Origin of the sequence: Roseofilum halophilum BLCC-M91 (assembly GCF_030068445.1) — a bacterium.
GTDB classification, from domain to species: domain Bacteria; phylum Cyanobacteriota; class Cyanobacteriia; order Cyanobacteriales; family Desertifilaceae; genus Roseofilum; species Roseofilum halophilum.
Genome location: NZ_JAQPOK010000109.1, coordinates 50905 through 69966 on the forward strand (window position 1 = coordinate 50905; position 19062 = coordinate 69966).

Annotated in this window: 18 protein-coding genes; 11 read left to right on the plus strand and 7 right to left on the minus strand. The window is 48.8% G+C overall.

From position 1 onward, the window contains the following. Positions 1-136: 136 nt before the first annotated feature. The 11 genes from psaA to PJF56_RS14900 all read left to right on the plus strand — a co-directional run bounded on the left by psaA (position 137) and on the right by PJF56_RS14900 (position 12106). Positions 137-2404, plus strand: coding sequence for a photosystem I core protein PsaA (gene psaA / locus PJF56_RS14850; RefSeq protein WP_283763466.1), 2268 nt, complete (start codon positions 137-139; stop codon positions 2402-2404). A gap of 19 nt (positions 2405-2423) precedes the next feature. Next, the gene (gene psaB / locus PJF56_RS14855; protein ID WP_283763467.1) at positions 2424-4652 is read left to right on the plus strand and encodes a photosystem I core protein PsaB; all 2229 of its coding nucleotides are present in this window, start codon (positions 2424-2426) and stop codon (positions 4650-4652) included. A 139-nt stretch (positions 4653-4791) separates the two neighbouring features. Then, the gene (locus tag PJF56_RS14860) at positions 4792-5538 is read left to right on the plus strand and encodes a DUF1995 family protein (RefSeq protein ID WP_283763468.1); all 747 of its coding nucleotides are present in this window, start codon (positions 4792-4794) and stop codon (positions 5536-5538) included. Between the two features lie 269 nt (positions 5539-5807). Then, entirely contained in the window at positions 5808-6566 is a 759-nt protein-coding gene (locus PJF56_RS14865) for a metallophosphoesterase family protein (protein ID WP_283763469.1), read from the plus strand. A 41-nt stretch (positions 6567-6607) separates the two neighbouring features. Beyond that, positions 6608-7723 carry a chemotaxis-specific protein-glutamate methyltransferase CheB gene (gene cheB / locus PJF56_RS14870; RefSeq protein ID WP_283763470.1) on the plus strand — a complete coding sequence of 372 codons (1116 nt, stop codon included), beginning with the start codon at positions 6608-6610 and terminating at the stop codon, positions 7721-7723. 120 nt (positions 7724-7843) lie between these two features. Then, positions 7844-8014 (plus strand): photosystem II assembly protein Psb34, encoded by a 171-nt coding sequence (psb34, locus tag PJF56_RS14875; RefSeq protein WP_283763471.1) that lies wholly within the window; start codon positions 7844-7846, stop codon positions 8012-8014. 122 nt (positions 8015-8136) lie between these two features. Continuing rightward, positions 8137-9171, plus strand: a complete 1035-nt coding sequence (locus PJF56_RS14880) for an ABC transporter ATP-binding protein (protein ID WP_283763472.1) — start codon at positions 8137-8139, stop codon at positions 9169-9171. Positions 9172-9301: 130 nt separating this feature from the next. Continuing rightward, on the plus strand, positions 9302-10180 hold the full coding sequence (locus PJF56_RS14885; RefSeq protein ID WP_283763473.1) for an ABC transporter permease: 879 nt from the start codon (positions 9302-9304) through the stop codon (positions 10178-10180). 22 nt (positions 10181-10202) lie between these two features. Continuing rightward, positions 10203-10547, plus strand: coding sequence for a hypothetical protein (locus PJF56_RS14890; protein WP_283763474.1), 345 nt, complete (start codon positions 10203-10205; stop codon positions 10545-10547). Positions 10548-10820: 273 nt separating this feature from the next. Further along, entirely contained in the window at positions 10821-11294 is a 474-nt protein-coding gene (locus tag PJF56_RS14895) for a CAAD domain-containing protein (protein WP_283763475.1), read from the plus strand. 149 nt (positions 11295-11443) lie between these two features. After that, a complete protein-coding gene (locus PJF56_RS14900) occupies positions 11444-12106 on the plus strand; it encodes a sulfotransferase family protein (protein WP_283763476.1) in 663 nt (220 codons plus the stop codon). Positions 12107-12140: 34 nt separating this feature from the next. Here the strand turns inward: PJF56_RS14900 and PJF56_RS14905 are convergent, their stop codons facing one another. The 7 genes from PJF56_RS14905 to PJF56_RS14935 all read right to left on the minus strand — a co-directional run. Continuing rightward, on the minus strand, positions 12141-13133 hold the full coding sequence (locus PJF56_RS14905; protein WP_283763477.1) for a glycosyltransferase family protein: 993 nt from the start codon (positions 13131-13133) through the stop codon (positions 12141-12143). A gap of 16 nt (positions 13134-13149) precedes the next feature. Next, complete coding sequence (locus PJF56_RS14910) at positions 13150-13710, minus strand: sulfotransferase family protein (RefSeq protein ID WP_283763478.1); 561 nt, start codon at positions 13708-13710, stop codon at positions 13150-13152. Positions 13711-13899: 189 nt separating this feature from the next. Beyond that, positions 13900-14607: a PHP domain-containing protein gene (locus tag PJF56_RS14915; protein WP_283763479.1), complete on the minus strand. Its 708-nt coding sequence runs from the start codon at positions 14605-14607 to the stop codon at positions 13900-13902. A 105-nt stretch (positions 14608-14712) separates the two neighbouring features. Next, a complete protein-coding gene (locus PJF56_RS14920; protein ID WP_283763480.1) occupies positions 14713-15708 on the minus strand; it encodes a methyltransferase domain-containing protein in 996 nt (331 codons plus the stop codon). A 65-nt stretch (positions 15709-15773) separates the two neighbouring features. Beyond that, positions 15774-17099 carry a TRAP transporter large permease gene (locus PJF56_RS14925; protein WP_283763481.1) on the minus strand — a complete coding sequence of 442 codons (1326 nt, stop codon included), beginning with the start codon at positions 17097-17099 and terminating at the stop codon, positions 15774-15776. 108 nt (positions 17100-17207) lie between these two features. Then, positions 17208-18656 carry a phosphoglucosamine mutase gene (gene glmM / locus PJF56_RS14930; RefSeq protein ID WP_283763482.1) on the minus strand — a complete coding sequence of 483 codons (1449 nt, stop codon included), beginning with the start codon at positions 18654-18656 and terminating at the stop codon, positions 17208-17210. A 141-nt stretch (positions 18657-18797) separates the two neighbouring features. After that, on the minus strand, positions 18798-19062 hold a 265-nt coding region (locus PJF56_RS14935; RefSeq protein ID WP_283763483.1), incomplete at its 5' end, for a hypothetical protein.

A 19062-nucleotide genomic window follows, 5' to 3' on the forward strand; every position in this document is an offset into this window, starting at 1 on the left:
AAGAAATCTAATCTTGAGCATCAAGGTAGAACAATAGGTCTCTATCCGGCCTCGAAGGAACTCACAGAAATAACCCTTTTAAGTTGTGCATGGCGTTCTGTAATGACGCTACTTGTCTAAAGAGAGGAGAGTCTCAATGACAACTACCCCAAAGGAGCAAAAAGCAAAGGCGAGGGTGGTCGTCGATAAAGATCCAGTCCCCACTTCATTTGAAAAATGGGGCAAGCCGGGTCATTTTGACAGAACCCTAGCTAGAGGACCCAAAACCACAACCTGGATTTGGAATCTTCACGCCGATGCTCACGATTTCGATAGTCATACCAGTGATCTAGAAGACGTATCTAGAAAAATCTTTAGTGCCCATTTCGGTCATTTAGCTGTTGTATTTGTCTGGCTAAGTGGCGCTTACTTCCACGGTGCTAAATTCTCAAATTACGAAGCTTGGTTGAGCGACCCCCTAGGGATTAAACCGAGCGCCCAAGTGGTTTGGCCGATTGTTGGCCAAGATATTCTCAACGGTGATGTTGGTGGCGGATTCCACGGAATCCAAATCACTTCCGGGTTATTCCAACTCTGGAGAGCCTCCGGCTTCACGAACTCTTACCAACTTTACTGCACCGCAATTGGTGGGTTGGTGATGGCTGGCTTAATGTTATTTGCCGGTTGGTTCCACTATCACAAAGCAGCTCCCAAACTGGAATGGTTCCAGAATGTGGAGTCGATGATGAACCATCATCTATCCGTACTGCTCGGTTGTGGTTCCCTCGGTTGGGCTGGTCACCAAATCCACGTTTCCTTACCGATCAACAAGTTGTTGGATTCGGGAGTAGCCATCAAGGATATTCCCTTACCCCATGAGTTCATTCTCAATCCCAGCTTGATGACGCAATTGTACCCCGGTGTAGAGTGGGGAGGTCTCGGTGGAATCCAGCCTTTCTTTACCCTGAATTGGGGCGCTTTCAGTGACTTCTTAACCTTCAAAGGTGGACTGAATCCGGTTACCGGTGGATTGTGGTTGTCTGATACAGCCCATCACCATGTGGCGATCGCCGTTCTGTTCATCATTGCTGGCCATATGTACCGCACCAACTGGGGCATTGGTCACAGCATGAAGGAAATCCTCGAAGCTCACAAAGGCCCCTTCACTGGAGAAGGGCACAAGGGATTGTACGAAATCTTCACAACCTCTTGGCACGCTCAACTGGCCCTCAACCTCGCGTTGTTGGGATCATTGAGTATCATTGTGGCCCATCATATGTATGCGATGCCTCCGTATCCATACATCGCTACAGACTATCCGACTCAACTCTCCCTGTTTACTCACCATGTTTGGATTGGGGGATTCCTGATTGTCGGCGCGGGCGCTCACGCAGCTATCTTTATGGTTCGTGACTACGACCCCGCGAAAAATGTTGATAACTTGTTAGACCGGGTGATTCGTCATCGGGATGCAATTATCTCCCACCTCAATTGGGTTTGCATATGGCTAGGCTTCCACAGCTTTGGCTTGTATGTTCATAACGACACCATGCGTGCGTTAGGTCGTACCCAAGATATGTTCTCGGATACGGCAATTCAACTCCAGCCGATCTTTGCCCAGTGGGTACAGAATCTACATAATCTGGCTCCTGGAAACACAGCCCCCAATGCGTTGGCTAGTGTTAGTCCCGCCTTTGGTGGTGAAGTCGTAGCCGTTGGTGGAAAAGTAGCTATGATGCCCATCGCGCTGGGAACAGCCGATTTCATGGTTCACCACATCCATGCCTTTACCATCCACGTTACGGTACTGATCCTGCTTAAAGGTGTTCTCTATGCCCGTAGCTCTCGTCTAATTCCTGACAAGGGCAATCTGGGCTTCCGCTTCCCCTGTGATGGTCCGGGTCGGGGCGGTACTTGTCAAGTCTCAGGATGGGATCATGTCTTCCTGGGTCTATTTTGGATGTACAACTCCCTGTCCATTGTGATTTTCCACTTTAGCTGGAAGATGCAATCGGATGTATGGGGCACTGTCTCCTCTGACGGAACCGTTTCCCACATCACCAATGGTAATTTTGCCCAAGGCTCAATTACTATCAATGGCTGGTTACGTGATTTCTTGTGGGCGCAAGCTTCTCAAGTGATTACGTCCTACGGGTCTGCTTTGTCCGCCTATGGCATTATGTTCCTAGCCGGTCACTTCATCTTTGCCTTTAGTCTCATGTTCCTCTTTAGTGGTCGTGGCTACTGGCAAGAGTTGATTGAATCGATTGTTTGGGCCCATAATAAACTCAAAGTCGCACCCGCGATTCAGCCTCGCGCCTTGAGTATCATTCAAGGTCGCGCTGTAGGGGTAGCCCACTACCTCTTGGGAGGAATTGTCACTACTTGGGCATTCTTCCTGGCTCGCATTATTGCAGTAGGATGAGGTCGAGAAGGACTTAAACATGGCAACAAAATTCCCCAAGTTTAGCCAAGACCTCGCACAAGATCCCACAACTCGTCGGATCTGGTACGGGATAGCTACCGCCCACGATTTTGAAACCCACGATGGCATGACGGAAGAAAATCTTTACCAAAAGATTTTCGCCTCCCACTTTGGTCATCTGGCAATCATCTTCCTGTGGACTTCTGGCAACCTGTTCCACGTAGCTTGGCAAGGTAACTTTGAACAGTGGATCAAAGATCCTCTCAACGTCCGTCCCATTGCTCACGCGATTTGGGACCCACAGTTTGGACAAGCGGCGATCGATGCTTATACTCAAGCCGGTGCGTCTAGTCCAGTAAACATTGCTTATTCTGGTGTCTACCACTGGTGGTACACCATCGGAATGCGAACCAATGGCGATTTGTATCAAGGGGCTATTTTCCTGTTGGTCTTAGCTTCGTTGATGCTGTTCGCTGGCTGGTTACACCTCCAGCCGAGCTTCCGTCCTAGCTTGTCTTGGTTCAAGAATGCTGAATCCCGTCTGAATCACCACCTGGCTGGTTTGTTCGGTGTTAGCTCTTTGGCTTGGACAGGTCACTTAGTTCACGTTGCGATCCCCGAATCTCGCGGTCAGCACGTGGGCTGGGATAACTTCCTTAGCACTTTGCCTCACCCGGCTGGTTTGGTTCCCTTCTTCACAGGGAACTGGGGCGTATATGCCCAAAATCCAGATACGGCGGGTCATGTGTTTGGCACATCTGAAGGTGCAGGGACTGCAATTCTAACCTTCTTAGGTGGTTTCCATCCCCAAACTGAGTCCCTGTGGCTCACGGATATGGCTCATCACCATTTGGCGATCGCAGTTCTCTTCATCGTTGCTGGACATATGTACCGCACGAACTGGGGCATTGGCCACAGCATGAAGGAAATCATGGAAGCCCATAATCCTCCCAAAGGAACTCCCTTTGGAGGCATGATCGGTGACGGTCATAAAGGAATGTACGATACCTACAACGAATCGTTACACTTCCAGTTGGGATGGCACTTGGCTTGTCTGGGTGTTGTGACTTCCTTAGTCGCCCAGCATATGTATTCCATGCCTCCTTATGCTTTCATGGCTAAGGACTACACCACCATGGCAGCTCTATACACCCATCACCAGTACATTGCTGGATTCCTGATGGTGGGAGCTTTCGCTCACGGTGCGATCTTCTTAGTTCGGGACTACGATCCAGAAGCCAACAAGAACAACGTATTGGCTCGGATGCTTGAACATAAAGAAGCTCTCATTTCTCACCTGAGCTGGGTTTCCTTGTTCCTTGGTTTCCATACCCTGGGACTGTATGTTCACAACGATGTTGTGGTTGCCTTTGGTACTCCTGAGAAGCAAATCTTGATTGAACCGGTTTTTGCCCAGTTCATCCAGGCTTCTCACGGTAAGTTAATGTACGGAATGGATATTCTACTGTCCAATCCTGATAGCGTTGCTTATACCGCATTCCCCAATCACGCCAACTTCTGGCTACCCGGATGGTTAGATGCCATTAATAGCACCTCTAACTCTCTGTTCTTACCCATTGGCCCTGGTGATTTCTTGGTTCACCATGCGATCGCCCTCGGCCTGCACACCACCACCTTAATCCTCGTGAAAGGTGCGTTGGATGCACGGGGTTCTAAGCTGATGCCCGATAAAAAAGACTTCGGTTACAGCTTCCCCTGCGATGGCCCCGGTCGTGGCGGTACTTGCGACATCTCTGCTTGGGATGCCTTCTACCTCGCCATGTTCTGGATGCTCAATACCCTGGGCTGGTTAACTTTCTACTGGCACTGGAAGCATTTGGCCATCTGGCAAGGAAATGTGGCTCAGTTCAATGAGTCCTCTACCCACCTGATGGGTTGGTTCCGCGATTACCTGTGGTTAAACTCCTCTCAGTTGATCAATGGATATAATCCCTACGGCATGAATAACCTGGCGGTTTGGGCTTGGATGTTCCTCTTCGGACACCTGGTCTGGGCAACTGGATTCATGTTCCTGATTAGCTGGCGCGGTTACTGGCAAGAATTGATTGAAACGATTGTTTGGGCCCACGAGCGCACTCCTCTGGCGAACCTGGTTCGTTGGAAAGATAAGCCCGTTGCTCTCTCCATCGTTCAAGCTCGTGTAGTTGGTCTAGCTCACTTCACGGTTGGCTATGTCCTCACCTACGCAGCCTTCTTAATTGCCTCCACTGCGGGTAAGTTCGGTTAAATCCTGGCTGGACTGATTCTTAAGTGATAAAAAACCCCTCACCTTCGGGTGGGGGGTTTTGTGGTGGGATAGACAATGAACAATGAATCATTAACAATTAATAATGAATAACTGGAAAAAGTAGAGATCAAAGCCACCGATGACCGCACTACCCCAAACTCTAGATGAGGCGATCGCCCAAGCGAAAGCAGCCACCTTGCAAGCGCTCGAAGATGGAGTGCGCTTAATTCAAGTCGAGTTAGTCTTTCCCGAAATTGCCCTCGAAGCACAGAAACTTGCCCAAGACTTTATCCCCGTTTTACAAGAGTTTGGGGGACAACCGAAGGTCTTCTTTCCCGATACCGGAGCGGCAGCTCTAGCCCGTCGAGACTGGGGCGAAATCCCCTTTAAGGTCACTGACTTAGGCAGTAGCCGATCGCCCATAGACAATAAAATAGACCCCGAAGACGATAGCTTTCTGGTCGTTAATCCCTCATCGGTGGAAGTCGGACAAGTCGAGCGCCTGGTGAATTTCGCTGGCGATCGCCCCATTGTCCTCTTAATTCCCAAACTCGAAGATGTGGCTGTTGTCGGTATCGGTTATGCCGCTCGTCAACTGCGCGAGAGACTTCTGAGCCAAATCTACTCCTGCTATTATATCCGCCCCCTAGAAGGAGCAGCCCTCTATCGCTGCCATCCCCATCCCTGGCAAGTTTGGTTAGAAACCCCAGAAGGCAACTATACTCAAATCGCCGAACAACCGCAAAAACCCGTAGGCGAAGCCCTAGATCAAATTTTAATTCAGGCTACTGCTGGTGAAAATACGGATCAATCGGCCCCGACTCGGCAACGACGGGGGGGGATCTTCGGAGAACTCGAACGCTTTATTAAAGCTTTAACCCAATAATCCCAGAAGAGTTGTCCAGGATTAAACTTTCTCAGTACACTGTAAAGACACCGAAACAGCTCGGATCTCCAGAGAGATCCGCAAAGCTAACCCGGTGTTTGAGGGAATCTGTGGTAAATTATACTTTTCTTGTAAGGTTCCCCTTAACCAGGGCCCCAGAGCAACTTGGCTCTCAAAGACTGATTAAGGGCAAACTTCACCAGAAAGGGTATGACCCTGGATTCGCGATCGGGAACCGACTTAAATTAGCACACAGGGAACACAAAGCAATGATAGGAGTAACAGGGCGACGGATTGTTATCGGTGATGTCCACGGAAATTATGATGGCTTAATGTGTCTTCTGGAGGCGATCGCCCCTGGAGACGGCGATCGCCTATACTTCCTAGGAGACCTGATCGATCGCGGGCCAAAAAGCGCAGATGTGGTGAACTTCGTTCGTGACAACCACTATCCCTGCATTCGCGGAAACCACGAACAACTGCTAATCGACAGTTTCCCCGACGGCAAAATCCACTATCCCGCTCTCCAAGCATGGCTCTATAGTGGTGGACAAGCCACCCTCGCCAGCTATCAAGATGCTCACCTGCTCCTTGAGCATCTGCAATGGATTAGCCAACTCCCCCTCTACCTCGACCTCGGCGATCTTTGGCTCGTACATGCTGGCGTTCATCCCGATTTACCCATCGAGGAGCAAACCGAATACGAACTCTGTTGGATTCGCGATCAATTCCACAGCATTCCCACCCCCTACTTCCCCGATAAAACCATTATCACCGGTCACACCATCACCTTTACCTTCCCAGGCGTAAACCCCGGTAACATTGTCCAAGGAAAAGGCTGGTTAGACATCGACACCGGAGCTTACCATCGCCGTAGCGGATGGTTAACCGCCCTAGACTGGACTAACCAGCAAGTCTATCAAGCCAACATCTATAATCAGACCTTGCGTATTTTACCCCTGGAAGAAAGCGTGACCTGTGTAGAACCTGAAGCCATTATTCCTCGGCATTCTGTTGCTGCTCATTAAGATTTCCCCCTCTGGTTTCCTTTCGGTTGGAGTAACGTTGAATGCCGATTCGAGTCATAATTGTGGAAGATTCTCCCATTGCGATGACCATCCTCAAGCGGATGCTCAATGCCTCTCCAGATATTGAGGTGGTGGGTACAGCTCGCACCGGAAAAGAGGCGCTCGGCCTGATTGCTAGAGTCGATCCCCAAGTCATCTGCACAGACTTGCATATGCCAGAAATGGATGGGTTAGCCTTGACTCAAGAAGTGATGTCTACTCACCCTAAACCCATTTTAGTGATTAGTTCTTCCGTGCGCGAACAGGATACCCATCGAGTTTTCCAAGTCTTGGAAGCGGGAGCGGTGGATGTGTTCCCTAAACCGGAAGGGGGACTCGGAGTCGATGCCGATCGCATTCAACAGGCTTTAGTCAATAAGGTGAAGGTGTTATCTGGAGTGTCGGTTTTTACCAATCGCCAGCGATCGCACCAACGGATGACGAGAACAACATCCGCCAACTCCCCCCAATCCGGCACTGCCTCTCGATCGACCCCCCCCTTATCCCGTCCCCCTCTCGTGTCTCAACCCAAACTGACGTTCAAAAACACCCATTTGGGTCTGATTGCCCTAGGAGCCTCCACAGGGGGGCCGCAAGTGTTAGAGCAAATTTTAAGTCAATTTCCAGCCCATCTACCGGTTCCGGTGATTTGCGTGCAACATATCAGTGAAGGCTTTTTACAAGGATTTATTGACTGGTTGTCTGCTCACTGTAACCTTCCCGTGAGCATTGCCAGAGCTGGCGATCGCCCCCAACCGGGCCATGTTTATTTCCCCCCAGAACGTTCCCATCTAATCCTGGATCGGCACGGTTGTTTTGCTTACAACCGAACTCTGACCATCGGCGGCCATTGTCCCTCCATTACCGTGACGTTTAATTCAGTCGCTCAATATTATAAAAGCCGCAGTATTGGCGTGTTGCTCACGGGAATGGGACGCGATGGAGCCGATGGACTGTTGTCTATTTTCCAGGCCGGAGGCTTAACCTTCGCCCAAAATGAAGCCAGTTGTGTGGTATTTGGAATGCCCAAAGAGGCGATCGCCCTCGGAGCAGTCCGGCAAGTTTTGCCCCCAGAAGCCATTCCCATGGCGATTTTGAGGAAATTGGGGAATGGGTAATGGGCAATAGTTCCGATCTTCCCTATCCTCCCCTCTCCCCAAAAAATTCCCCCAGACCCTAGCCAATTTTGTAAACATTTGTTAAGATAGTTATCATAAACAAACACAGGAGTTAGGAAAATGCCATATACCACAGAAGAAGGCGGCCGTCTCAACAACTTTGCGAGAGAACCCAAAGTATATCAAGCAGAACCTCCAACCCAATCTCAAAAAACCCAGTACGCAATTATGGGTAGTATCGCCGCAGTATTTGTAGGACTTCTATTCTTTATTTCCTTTGTTGTTAGCTAGTGTCAAGCAACCCTCAAGTTTGGTCGTCGTAACATTCTCTCCTCTCTCCCCTCTAGATAGTATTCTAGAGGGGTTATTGTTGTTTCTATTCCCTAGTCTATTCCAGATACTCCCTGAAACCCATGACTCCAGCGATTCTGATTCAAAATCTCCAAAAACGGTATGGCAACATTGATGCGGTGAAAGATGTATCCCTAGACGTTCAACCGGGGGAAATCTTCGGTTTGCTAGGGCCCAATGGAGCCGGAAAGACAACGACTCTGCGTTGTTTATGTACCCTCAGCAGTCCCGACAGTGGCCAACTGGAAGTTGGGGGAATTTCGGTGGTCGAGTATCCGAAAGCCACGCGGCAATTGTTAGGGTATGTAGCCCAGGAAGTGGCTCTAGATAAGGTGTTAACGGGTCGGGAATTATTGAACCTGCAAGCTGCCCTCTATCATATCCCTCGGAAAGAAATTGGCGATCGCGTCCAACAAATGATTAACCGCTTAGGAATCCAAGAGTACGCGGATCAGAAAACGGGAACCTATTCGGGAGGAATTCGCAAACGCCTAGACCTGGCGGCTGGACTGTTGCACCAACCAAAGGTATTAGTCTTAGACGAACCCACCGTGGGCTTAGATATTGAAAGTCGGGTGGTGGTGTGGGACTTCCTGCGAGAGCTGCGAGAGTCAGGAACCACGGTTTTAATTACCAGCCACTACCTAGAAGAAGTGGATGTTTTAGCCGATCGCGTGGCGATCATCGACCAAGGTAAAGTGATTGCCTGCGGAACGCCTTCAGACCTCAAAACCCAAGTGGGAGGCGATCGCATTACCCTACGAATTCGAGAATTTTGCCCCCCCGATGAAGCCGAACAAGCCAAAACCCTACTGCAAGCATTACCCAGCGTTCAAGAGGTAATTATCAACAGCGCTCAGGGCAATTCCTTAAACCTAGTGGTCAACAGCGATCCCACAGCCACCCAATCCACTGTATTGATTGACGTGCAACAATCCTTAAATCAAGCGGGATTACCGGTCTTTAGTATTGCCCAATCTCGACCGAGTTTAGATGATGTTTACCTCGCTGCTACCGGACGCACCCTGATGGATGCCGAATTAGCAGCAGCAGGAACACGAGACGTGAAAAAAGAACGAAAACAAAATATGCGTTAATCTCAAAATGCCCTCTCCCTATATCCCTCTCCCCGTGGGAGAGGGACTTCTACTCCCCTTCTCCCACGGGAGAAGGGGCTGGGGGATGAGGGCAAAAAATGCTATAGAACCATTGAACCCAGATAAACCTATGACTGTTACATCTCCTCAATCGAATCTCGATCTAGATATCAGCACCCTTAAAGAACGTTCTCAATTCTCCTTTGGCGAGCTGATCCAAGAAACCCTAGCCCTCACCAAGCGCCTATTTATCCAACTCCAGCGCCGTCCCGCGACGCTCATTGCTGGCGTAATTCAGCCCCTGATGTGGTTAATTCTCTTTGGGGCGCTATTTCAAAATGCTCCCGAAGGATTTTTAGGCGATCGCCTCAACTATGGGCAATTCCTCGGCGCAGGCGTAATCGTCTTTACCGCCTTTTCCGGGGCCCTCAATGCCGGACTCCCCGTCATGTTTGACCGGGAATTTGGCTTTCTCAACCGGTTGTTAGTCGCCCCCTTAAGCTCTCGCTACTCCATCGTCCTCGCCAGTGCCATCTATATCGTCACCCTCGCCCTAATCCAAACCGCCACCATCATGATCGCCGGAATCTTTTTAGGCGCAGGATTTCCCACTCTCCCTGGACTCGCCCTCATTACCCTGATTATTCTCCTGTTGGTCTTAGGCGTAACTGGAGTCAGCTTAGGCCTAAGCTTTGCCCTTCCGGGGCATATCGAACTGATCGCCGTCATTTTCGTCGTTAACCTGCCTCTACTGTTCGCCAGTAGCGCCCTCGCCCCCCTCTCATTCATGCCCCAGTGGTTACAAATCGTCTCTAGCCTCAATCCCCTCAGTTATGCCATTGAGCCAATTCGCTATCTCTATACCCATTCCGATTGGGGATTCGGTAGTATGGTAATGGCTGCTCCCTGGGGTGATATTTCCCTGGGAGGGTGTTTACTGGTGCTATCGATCATTGATGCGATCGCCCTCCTCGGAATTCAACCCCTACTGCGTCGTCGTTTATCCTAGTTCCCGATTTTGCGGAGGTTCCATGTCGATCAAACCCTTAAACTACATCCTGTTTACCCTACTCACCGGCCTAGGGTTAAGCCTGTTGACTCAAGCTAGTTTTGCCCAAACCACCATCGATCCCCTAGAAGAGATTCAAAGCCAAGACGGTAGTTCTGGCGTTTTCTCTAACCAGGGCGGAAATAGCCAGTTTTTTGACTTAATGCACAACCTGCAACGGGGAAATAATCTCAGAAACCCCGAACAATTCAACATCGACCAACAACAAAACCTCGATGATGCTGCCGCTAAATTCCGCCAACAGCAACTCGAACGACTCAACAACCGTCCTGAGTCGATCCAACCCTCCGAAGAACCCACCCCATAATTTCTATACTTCTGTTTCAGAAGTGCTGGTTTTTCTCCTAGGTGCGCTACTCTAAGCTAACGCACCTTTGTTTTTCTCATGGCCCATGGCCTATTGCAAGAGTGCCTATTGCCTGTTCCCTATCGTAATTTTGACTGAAGTCTTGCCAATGATCGAACTCTGCTCTAGTCTCAAGTAGGTCTGAACATTAGCGCAATAGGCTAACCTGGTTAGTGACGATCACCTAACCCTCCTCACCCAGACCCTTGAATCTGAATTGAGATTGAGACAATTATGCAAAGTAAAGAACCTGAAAAAACCCCGACTCCAGCTCCGACTCCTACCCCAGCTCCGGTATCGGCTCCAGCTCCGACTCCTAAAGCTGAGTTGGTTGAGTCCCCTTCGTCCTCTCCGGTTATGTCTTCTTCCTCTGGACAAGACACCGTTAACCAAGTGCTGACGATTCTCTCTCGGTTAACGGACTATGTAGGTGAATTTTTTGTTACCTATCAAAAACCCTTAATCAACGTAGCCCTAGTTATCACTGCTTTGGTTGCTGTTTACCTCACCTTAGCAGTCTTGGATGCGGTGAATCATATCCCCCTTCTGGGCTTTATCCTTGCCCCTCTGTTTGAATTGGTGGGAATTATCTATGCTGCTTGGTTTGTTTGGCGCTATATGCTCAAAGCCTCGACTCGTCAAGAACTCTACAAGGATATTTCCGGTTTAACCTCTCAGGTAACGGGGGGACAAAAAGCCGATTCATAAATCCGGGTTGCGATCGGATATTCTGCGATCGGGTGGTTGATGCCACCCGATATTTTTTTTGCCTCAAGGGGGCGAAGAAATGGGTAACATAACGATGGATAATCAATGAGTGCAGCGCTCTATTTCGGTGAACCTGGAGTTTATCAGTCATGAAATTTAAGCCGGAAAATGGCGATCGAGTTCAACTAAACGCCTCGAAAGTATTTGGCATTGGATTGACTCGCACAGGGACAAAAAGCCTAACTTATGCTCTTTATATGTTGGGGATGCGTACCGTTCATTTTCCGGACGATCCCACCACTCTACAGGAATTAATGTCTGGAACTTATAACTTTTCTGTCCTCTCTCAATGGGATGGGATTACAGATATTACGGTGTCAGCGTATTACCCCCATCTCGATCGCCTCTATCCTAACAGCAAGTTTATCCTCACGGTTCGTAACAAGCAAGAGTGGCTGAACTCTCTAGAACCCTATTGGCGAGAGCGAGCTGCTTTTAGTGACTCCCCGATTGAATCCCCTGAACGCCAGGTACAGATGAAACTGAGACGATTTTTAAGAGCCACGGTGTATGGGTGTTATGACTTCAACCGCGATCGCCTCTCCTATGTTTACGATCTACACTATCAAAATGTGGTTCACTATTTCCGCGATCGCCCCGACTCTTTGCTCATTTTAGACATCTGCGGTGGAGAAGGATGGGATAAACTCTGTAAATTCTTCAATAAACCTCTCATGTCTGAACCGTTTCCTAAAGTTCTCAAAGAGGAAATTGTCAAAGATTTGGTCAATTATCCCTCCCCGATTCGATAATCGGATACAGTAGTTTCCTCTGCTATGCCCTGCATTAATCAAACAGAGCCAGTCCCAGATCTCTCAAGAAAGGGTCAAAAAACTGCTTAAATCGTTTTCGATTGATTTCAAGTAGGGTTTGTTGAACCGAAACCAACCACTTAGGTTGAAAATAATACCGCCACCGAGACAAAGCCACCAATTTTGCCATGCCAGGGTATTCTGCTAGGAGCGATCGAATCGTTTCCTCTAGAATCGGTTGCTCGTATAACGTGGGATAGGGCCAAGTGTGATGGAGAAAATAGGGAAGGCTGTTAGGATCGAGGGGTCTCGCTTTCACCCAAAAATTGTAGCCCTCATCCAAAAGATCGTACTCTAATCCCATTTTGATAATCGTCACCGCTAAACTCACCTGTTCCCGAAAGTAGGGATTATCTTTCATGGCTCCAGAAGCATTAATTTGATGGAAGCACTTTAACCACTCTTGATATAGGATAGGCGCTAATTGAGCCTCAACAGCAATAAAACCCGAATTAAAATAGGGCGGTTGCATTTCTCCACTAAATAAGGTTTCAATTTCCCTGGTGGGGACAGATAAATTTACAGCCCCATAAATGGCTTCCCAATTTCTGCCCGTTGCTCTAAAAGTTGAGGCAACATTGACTGGAACGGCAAAGCGCTCGTCTCCATAAAAGTTCCGTAAACAGAGCATGTCAGAATCCAAAAAAATAAGCTTATCCATCTTTGTCGGAATCTGAAGGCAGTAAATTTTATTGGTGAGGGGATCTCCTAGGGTATTGCCTAGAATATGATTTTCAAAATAAACAATCCGAACTCCCATTTTTTCTAGCAAGGCAAAGGTTCTCGGCTGGGGTATCCCCCATTTCTCAAAGGGAGTGGGTATGGCAGCAATTAACTCATATTCACATTGAATAAATCGCTTTAGAGAAGCAGCCAGCAGAAGAGCCATCCCTTCAATTTCACCCTGTTGACAAACGAAGACAAAAGCATAACTTTGAGGTTGTTTTTCCGTTAGATTTGGATGCATCGGGGAAGGATAGCCTCTAAACTTTGGGATCGGGGTACACATCTGTTCGTTTGTTGAGATGAGGAAAAGGAACCTCTGGAATCGGAAGTTCTAGAAAAGGACAGAGTTTTTCCCAACCCTCTCCCTGGGTAATATTTAGTCTGAGTAGGTCATTAGGTCGGTCTTGAAAGTAACGATGCACATCCTCATGATATCGATAGTAAGCCGTAATAAATTTTTGTCGATCAAAGGTTACGGACTCATAGACTAACATCCGCCGTAAAATAGCAATATCAACAGTTGTGGCGGGATATTTGCTGTAGATGAACTCCGCCGATTCTAACCAGGAATCTAAATCTCGATAGTATAAAACAAACTTAGAATTGGGATATTTATAGTCTAAATATTTATAATAAATGACACATCCAATATCCGACGCTGCATCGAGTTCCCCTAAGTCTTCAAAACGAGGATTGTGCTTAACCCGCTCATAACCTAATATCCGCACTGCTTGGCAAAATGTGGTTGTACCTGTACGAGGTAAACCAATATTCCAGACTCGATATTTCCAAGGTTTTTGCTGAGTTTTTTGTTCCATAAATTATTGGAAAACAAGACTTTTTCCTATTGCAAGAGTGCCTATTGCCTAGGGCGTAGCAATATATTTTTTCATGCAATAGGGAATTGAGCAATAGGGAATTGAGGATAAAAAAACCTTGAGCCATATCCACGATCAATATGGGTCAAGGGTGGGGGGGGAGCGATCGCCTCTTCAACCCCAATTCAGTTACAATCGCTTCTGGATACTCTGACCGTGGGTATCCGTTCCACAGGTATGCAGCAAGTTATAGGACTCACCCAGTTGTCGGACTTGAGCTGTCTGTTTGGGACTCGGTGTCCAAGGGCTGGGATTATTGTAAGCGTAATAGGTTTCTACTCCATCAATTCCCAGATCGGCAGCTTCAGGGATCAGATCAGTGGCTGGATAACGATATCGAGCGGGATGGGCTAAAACCGCTAAACCGCCCGCCTCATGGATAGCATCAATCACCGCAGAGGCTTGATAGGCTTTTCCCTTCACCGCATGGCCTTGGAGATAGGGCTTCAAAACTTGATGCTCAGGATCAAAGGCATAGCCGAGAATGTGAACTTCAGTTTTCCACAAATAGGCATTGATTTCCACGCCGCTCCAGAGGTGGAGGGAAGGTTTAGGGTTGAGATTGGGATGATTGAGCCAGTTTTTCGCTACTTTGTAACCGTCAACACTATGGTGATCCGTGATCGCTAGTCCTCGCAATTCCAGGGCGATCGCCTGGTCAATAATCTCTTCCGGGCGTAATTTGCCATCAGAAAACTGGCTATGCATGTGAAAGTTATAGGAATTGGGACAACTCCTTTCATCAATGTTTGCAAATACTTCTCTGAGGGCCCGTGCTTCCTCCTGTTCTCCCACCTGGTTTGACGAGGGTGGAGCTGGAGCTAGATTGATCATCATCTTTCTCAATCTCAAGATAAACTCTTGTTGTCTACTATAGCCAATTTTGAACTTATGTAACATCTATTCCTCTATTCAGAAGAGTCATGAGAATCATAAGTAGGGCTAAGAGCCAATTGTACTGACCTGAGTAGATTGAGATTTCTGGAGATGGGTTGGGTCATTTCCCCGAATGGCGCGAAACATCCCAAACCGACATAAACCCGTACCAAAGGCGACGCGCATCAGTAGCAGGGTGGGCACTTCTCGCAGGGATTTAATCAAACCGGGTAGACCAAACTTAATCAACCCTTCCGGTCGAGCCACCCCTTGCCAAATGGAATCGAGCCAAGAGGGAAGGGTGGGTTCTGTCCAATCCTCGGTCATCACTTCTCCTTGGCTATATCCGGTCGCTTCTAGGAGTTCGGCAAAGCCTTCAATACTGGAAAATGCCGGATGAGACCACTGATCTAAGAGTTGCTTCATAATTGCCCGCTCTAGCCCATTCAGGGGAATTTGGCGGTCATCCCGTTGATTCCAGTCGGCAACGACTAAAATTCCTCCCGGTTTGAGGACTCGGAGCAGTTCTTGGGCAAAAATAGCTTTGTCGGGCATGTGGGGCCCGGCTTCAATTGACCAGACGACATCAAAACTGGCATCGGGGAAGGAGAGGGCCATGGCATCATCGACGGCAAATTTGGCGTTTACTCCTTCTGGTGTTAGTTCTTGGGCCCGTTGGACTTGTTGGGGGCTGATGGTAATGCCGGTGACCTCAAAGTGATAATCTTGGGCTAAGATCCGGCTGCTGCCGCCAATGCCACAACCGACATCTAAGACGGTGGTCTTGGGGGGTAGGCCATCTAAGCCGCCCCAACGCACCATTTCATGGACAAAATCAACTTTAGCGGTGAGGAAGTTTTTGCGCTCTGGAGGGGAGCCATAATGGCCGAGATGGATATGTTCGCCCCAATAGAATTCTAAGATCCCTTCCTCTGTCCATTGGTCGTAGGAGTTGGCGACGGAGGCTGAGGATTCATAGCGACGGGCGGTAATGAGATAGAGGATAATGGCGATCGCCCCTAAGCCTAAAATTATGGCTGCTATTAAATACCAGATAGTCATCAAGTCTTTGCTGTTTTCATTTTCACAAATTATACTACTGCTTTGACTGCAAATTGTTAATTGACTTACAACTTCAATGAGGGTAAAAAGCTCACTAGACCAGGGAAAAGAATCAGTAAGACCATCACGATTAATTGCAGGATAATGAAGGGAATTGCCCCCTGGTAAATCTCCTCGGTTCTCACTTCTGGGGGGGCCACACCGCGCAGATAGAAGAGGGCAAAGCCAAAGGGAGGGGTGAGGAATGAGGTTTGCATGTTTGCACCTAAAATTACGCCGAACCAGACTAAATCTAGGTTAAATTGTTGGGCGATGGGGACAAACATGGGCACGACGATAAAGACGATTTCAAAGAAGTCGATAAAGAAGCCGAGGATAAAGACGATCGCCATACTGATGACGAGAAAGCCGATCGCTCCTCCTGGTAGATTGCTAAACCATTCCCGAACTAAACGCTCTCCTCCTAAACCGCGAAAGACTAGACTAAAGGCTTTAGAGCCAATTAAGATAAATACCACCATGGAGGTGGTGCGTAAGGTGACATCGCAGACTTCCCGTAAATTCGTCCAAGTTAATTGGTGATTGGCGGAGGCTAAGGCGATCGCCCCTAAACAACCGACAGCCCCTGCTTCCGTGGGGGTGGCAATGCCAAAGAAAATACTACCCAAAATCATGAAAATCAGTAGAATAGGCGGGATCATAACCTTGAGGACGCGCAGCCATAACCTTTGCACTTTACGGACTTCAGCCGGTAGGGGCGGCGCTAAATCGGGACGAATAAAAGCAAAAACCAATACATGAATTAAGAAGGCAGAGGTCATCAGCAAACCGGGAATTAACGACCCCAAAAACAAGTCGCCAACGGATACCCCTAACTGGTCTCCGAGTACCACCAACACGACGCTAGGAGGGATAATTTGCCCCAGGGTTCCGGATGCTGTAATCACCCCGGCAGCGAGGGCGTGATTGTATCCATAGCGTAGCATTGTCGGTAAAGAAATCAACCCCATGGCGACGACGGTAGCGGCTACGACTCCGGTAGTTGCTGCGAGGAGCGCTCCGACGAGGATAACGGCGATCGCCAGCCCTCCCCGTACTCTCCCAAACAAAATCCCCATGGTTTCCAGCAGATTCTCAGCAATGCCGGACTTTTCCAGCATGGAACCGATAAAAATAAAATAGGGAATCGCCAGCAGGGTAAAATTATTCATGATGCCAAAAATCTGGGATGGCATCGCTGACCAAAAGATAGGGTCAAATGTCCCCACTGCCATACCAATAAGGGTAAACAGAAGAGCCGTAGCACCGAGAGAAAAAGCCACCGGATAACCGATCGCCAGCAAAAACAGCGCTCCGACAAACATCAGGGGGCCAAGCCAATCCAAATCCATGGGCAGGAAGATAAGGGAAACGGAATGTGACTACCCTATCATCAAAATGTGCTGGTCATAGGTAATGCTATCTCCTGCCCAGAATCAAACAGCCCTGCTTTAGAATTTCTAGGCTAAATGGCGCTGTACCGCTTGGACAAGGTGTTCTGTCCAATGGAGAGCCAGATTATCTTGAATGGCTTCCACCATTACCCGGACGACGGGTTCAGTGCCAGAGGCTCGAACCAGGATGCGGCCTTGGTTGCCCAGGGCTTCGGTGGCATGGGCGATCGCCTCTTGCAGGGGTTGGCAACTGTGCCAATTTAAACGAGTATGGCGGTCTTCAACGCGCACATTTTTCAGCAATTGGGGATAGGGTTGGAAGCTTTGGTTTACCAAGTCAGCCAAGCTCGTTCCTGACTGACGGACAATGGCAGATAAGTGGAGTGCCGTTTGTAGACCATCGCCCGTTAAGCTGTAATGGTGGCAAAGAATGTGACCGGACTGTTCTCCCCCAAGCATAGCCCCGCTTTTAATCATTTCTGCATGAACATGCTGATCGCCCACGGGAGTCCGCACCAATTGACCTCCCAGTTTTGCCCAGGCATGTTCAAATCCGAGATTAGCCATCACGGTAGAGATAATGGTTTGGTTGGGGAGTTTTTGGGCATCCTGGAGAGTACAACCCCAGAGATACAAAATATAATCCCCATCTACGGGTCTTCCCTGGGAATCTACGGCGATTACCCGATCCGCATCCCCATCAAAGGCAAATCCGAGATCGGCGTTGTGTTCTTGCACGGCTGCTTGCAGGGAAGCCAAATGGGTGGAACCACAGTTAACATTAATCAGATTGCCGTCGGCTCGGTTGTGTAAACAGATGACCTCTGCGCCCAAATCCTCAAATACCCCAGGGGCAACTGGAACCGCAGCCCCCCACGCTAAATCTAAAACAATCCGCATTCCCCGTAAATCCAGGGTGTTGACCAAGGGTTGATGTAAAGCGGTTGCGTACTGTTTGAGCAGCTCTGGGCGATGATAATGTTGTCCCCAGTGAGGAAGACTGGTATGCAGGTGCATTTGTCCTCTGAGCGCCGCCTCAATTTGTCCCTGAACGGTTTGAGACAATTTTGTACCATCTGAGCCAAAAAATTTAATGCCGTTGTCTTCGGGAGGATTATGGCTGGCTGAGATCATGATACCGGCGATCGCCTCCGTCACTCCCGTCAGATAAGAAACACAAGGAGTCGGGCACAATCCCATATTCCACACTTCTAACCCGGCGGCTGTCAACCCGGCGGACAGGGACATGGCCAACATATCGCTAGAATTGCGGGAATCTTGCCCTAAAATCACAATGCCAGAACTCATCCCCGCAGGACGTAACACTTGTCCCGCCCAAAATCCCAACTGAAGCGCAAAGGGAGCATTGAGCAAGTCCCCTGCTTTTCCCCGAATACCATCCGTACCAAACAGTCGAGAAGGCGGTAGGTTCAGGGGGTTCCAGAGCGGATCGAGGGGCGCAATTTCTGGACTACTGGCTACCGGAGTTTGAGGTTTGGATAAAGATTGAACCATTTTCAGAACACTCCACACACAACACACTACCATTGGAGAATATCATAGGCGCTTTTGCCTTGCTTTTGAGTCACGGATAACCAGTCATTTCAAAAATGCTTTTTTTGCCCGGCTGAGGTTTGCCCTATTTTCCCACGCTCGTTAACCCGTGGCTACATACTTGGTTTTATTCTTCACTGACGAGCAGGAATAATCCGGATGCAGGGAGTCCACAAACGCGATTTCTCTTAGGTTCTCCAACGGACTTGATATACAGCGTTTTTCGATGTTATGAGGTACAGTAATCGAAATGTTCCTTGAGAGTGTTGTCCCATGAAAAGCCTGAAGAATGGGCACGCATAGCGTAAAAAATGGTTTTCCCTTCTGCCCATTACCCATTACCCTTCTGCCGCGCGAAGCGCTGTAA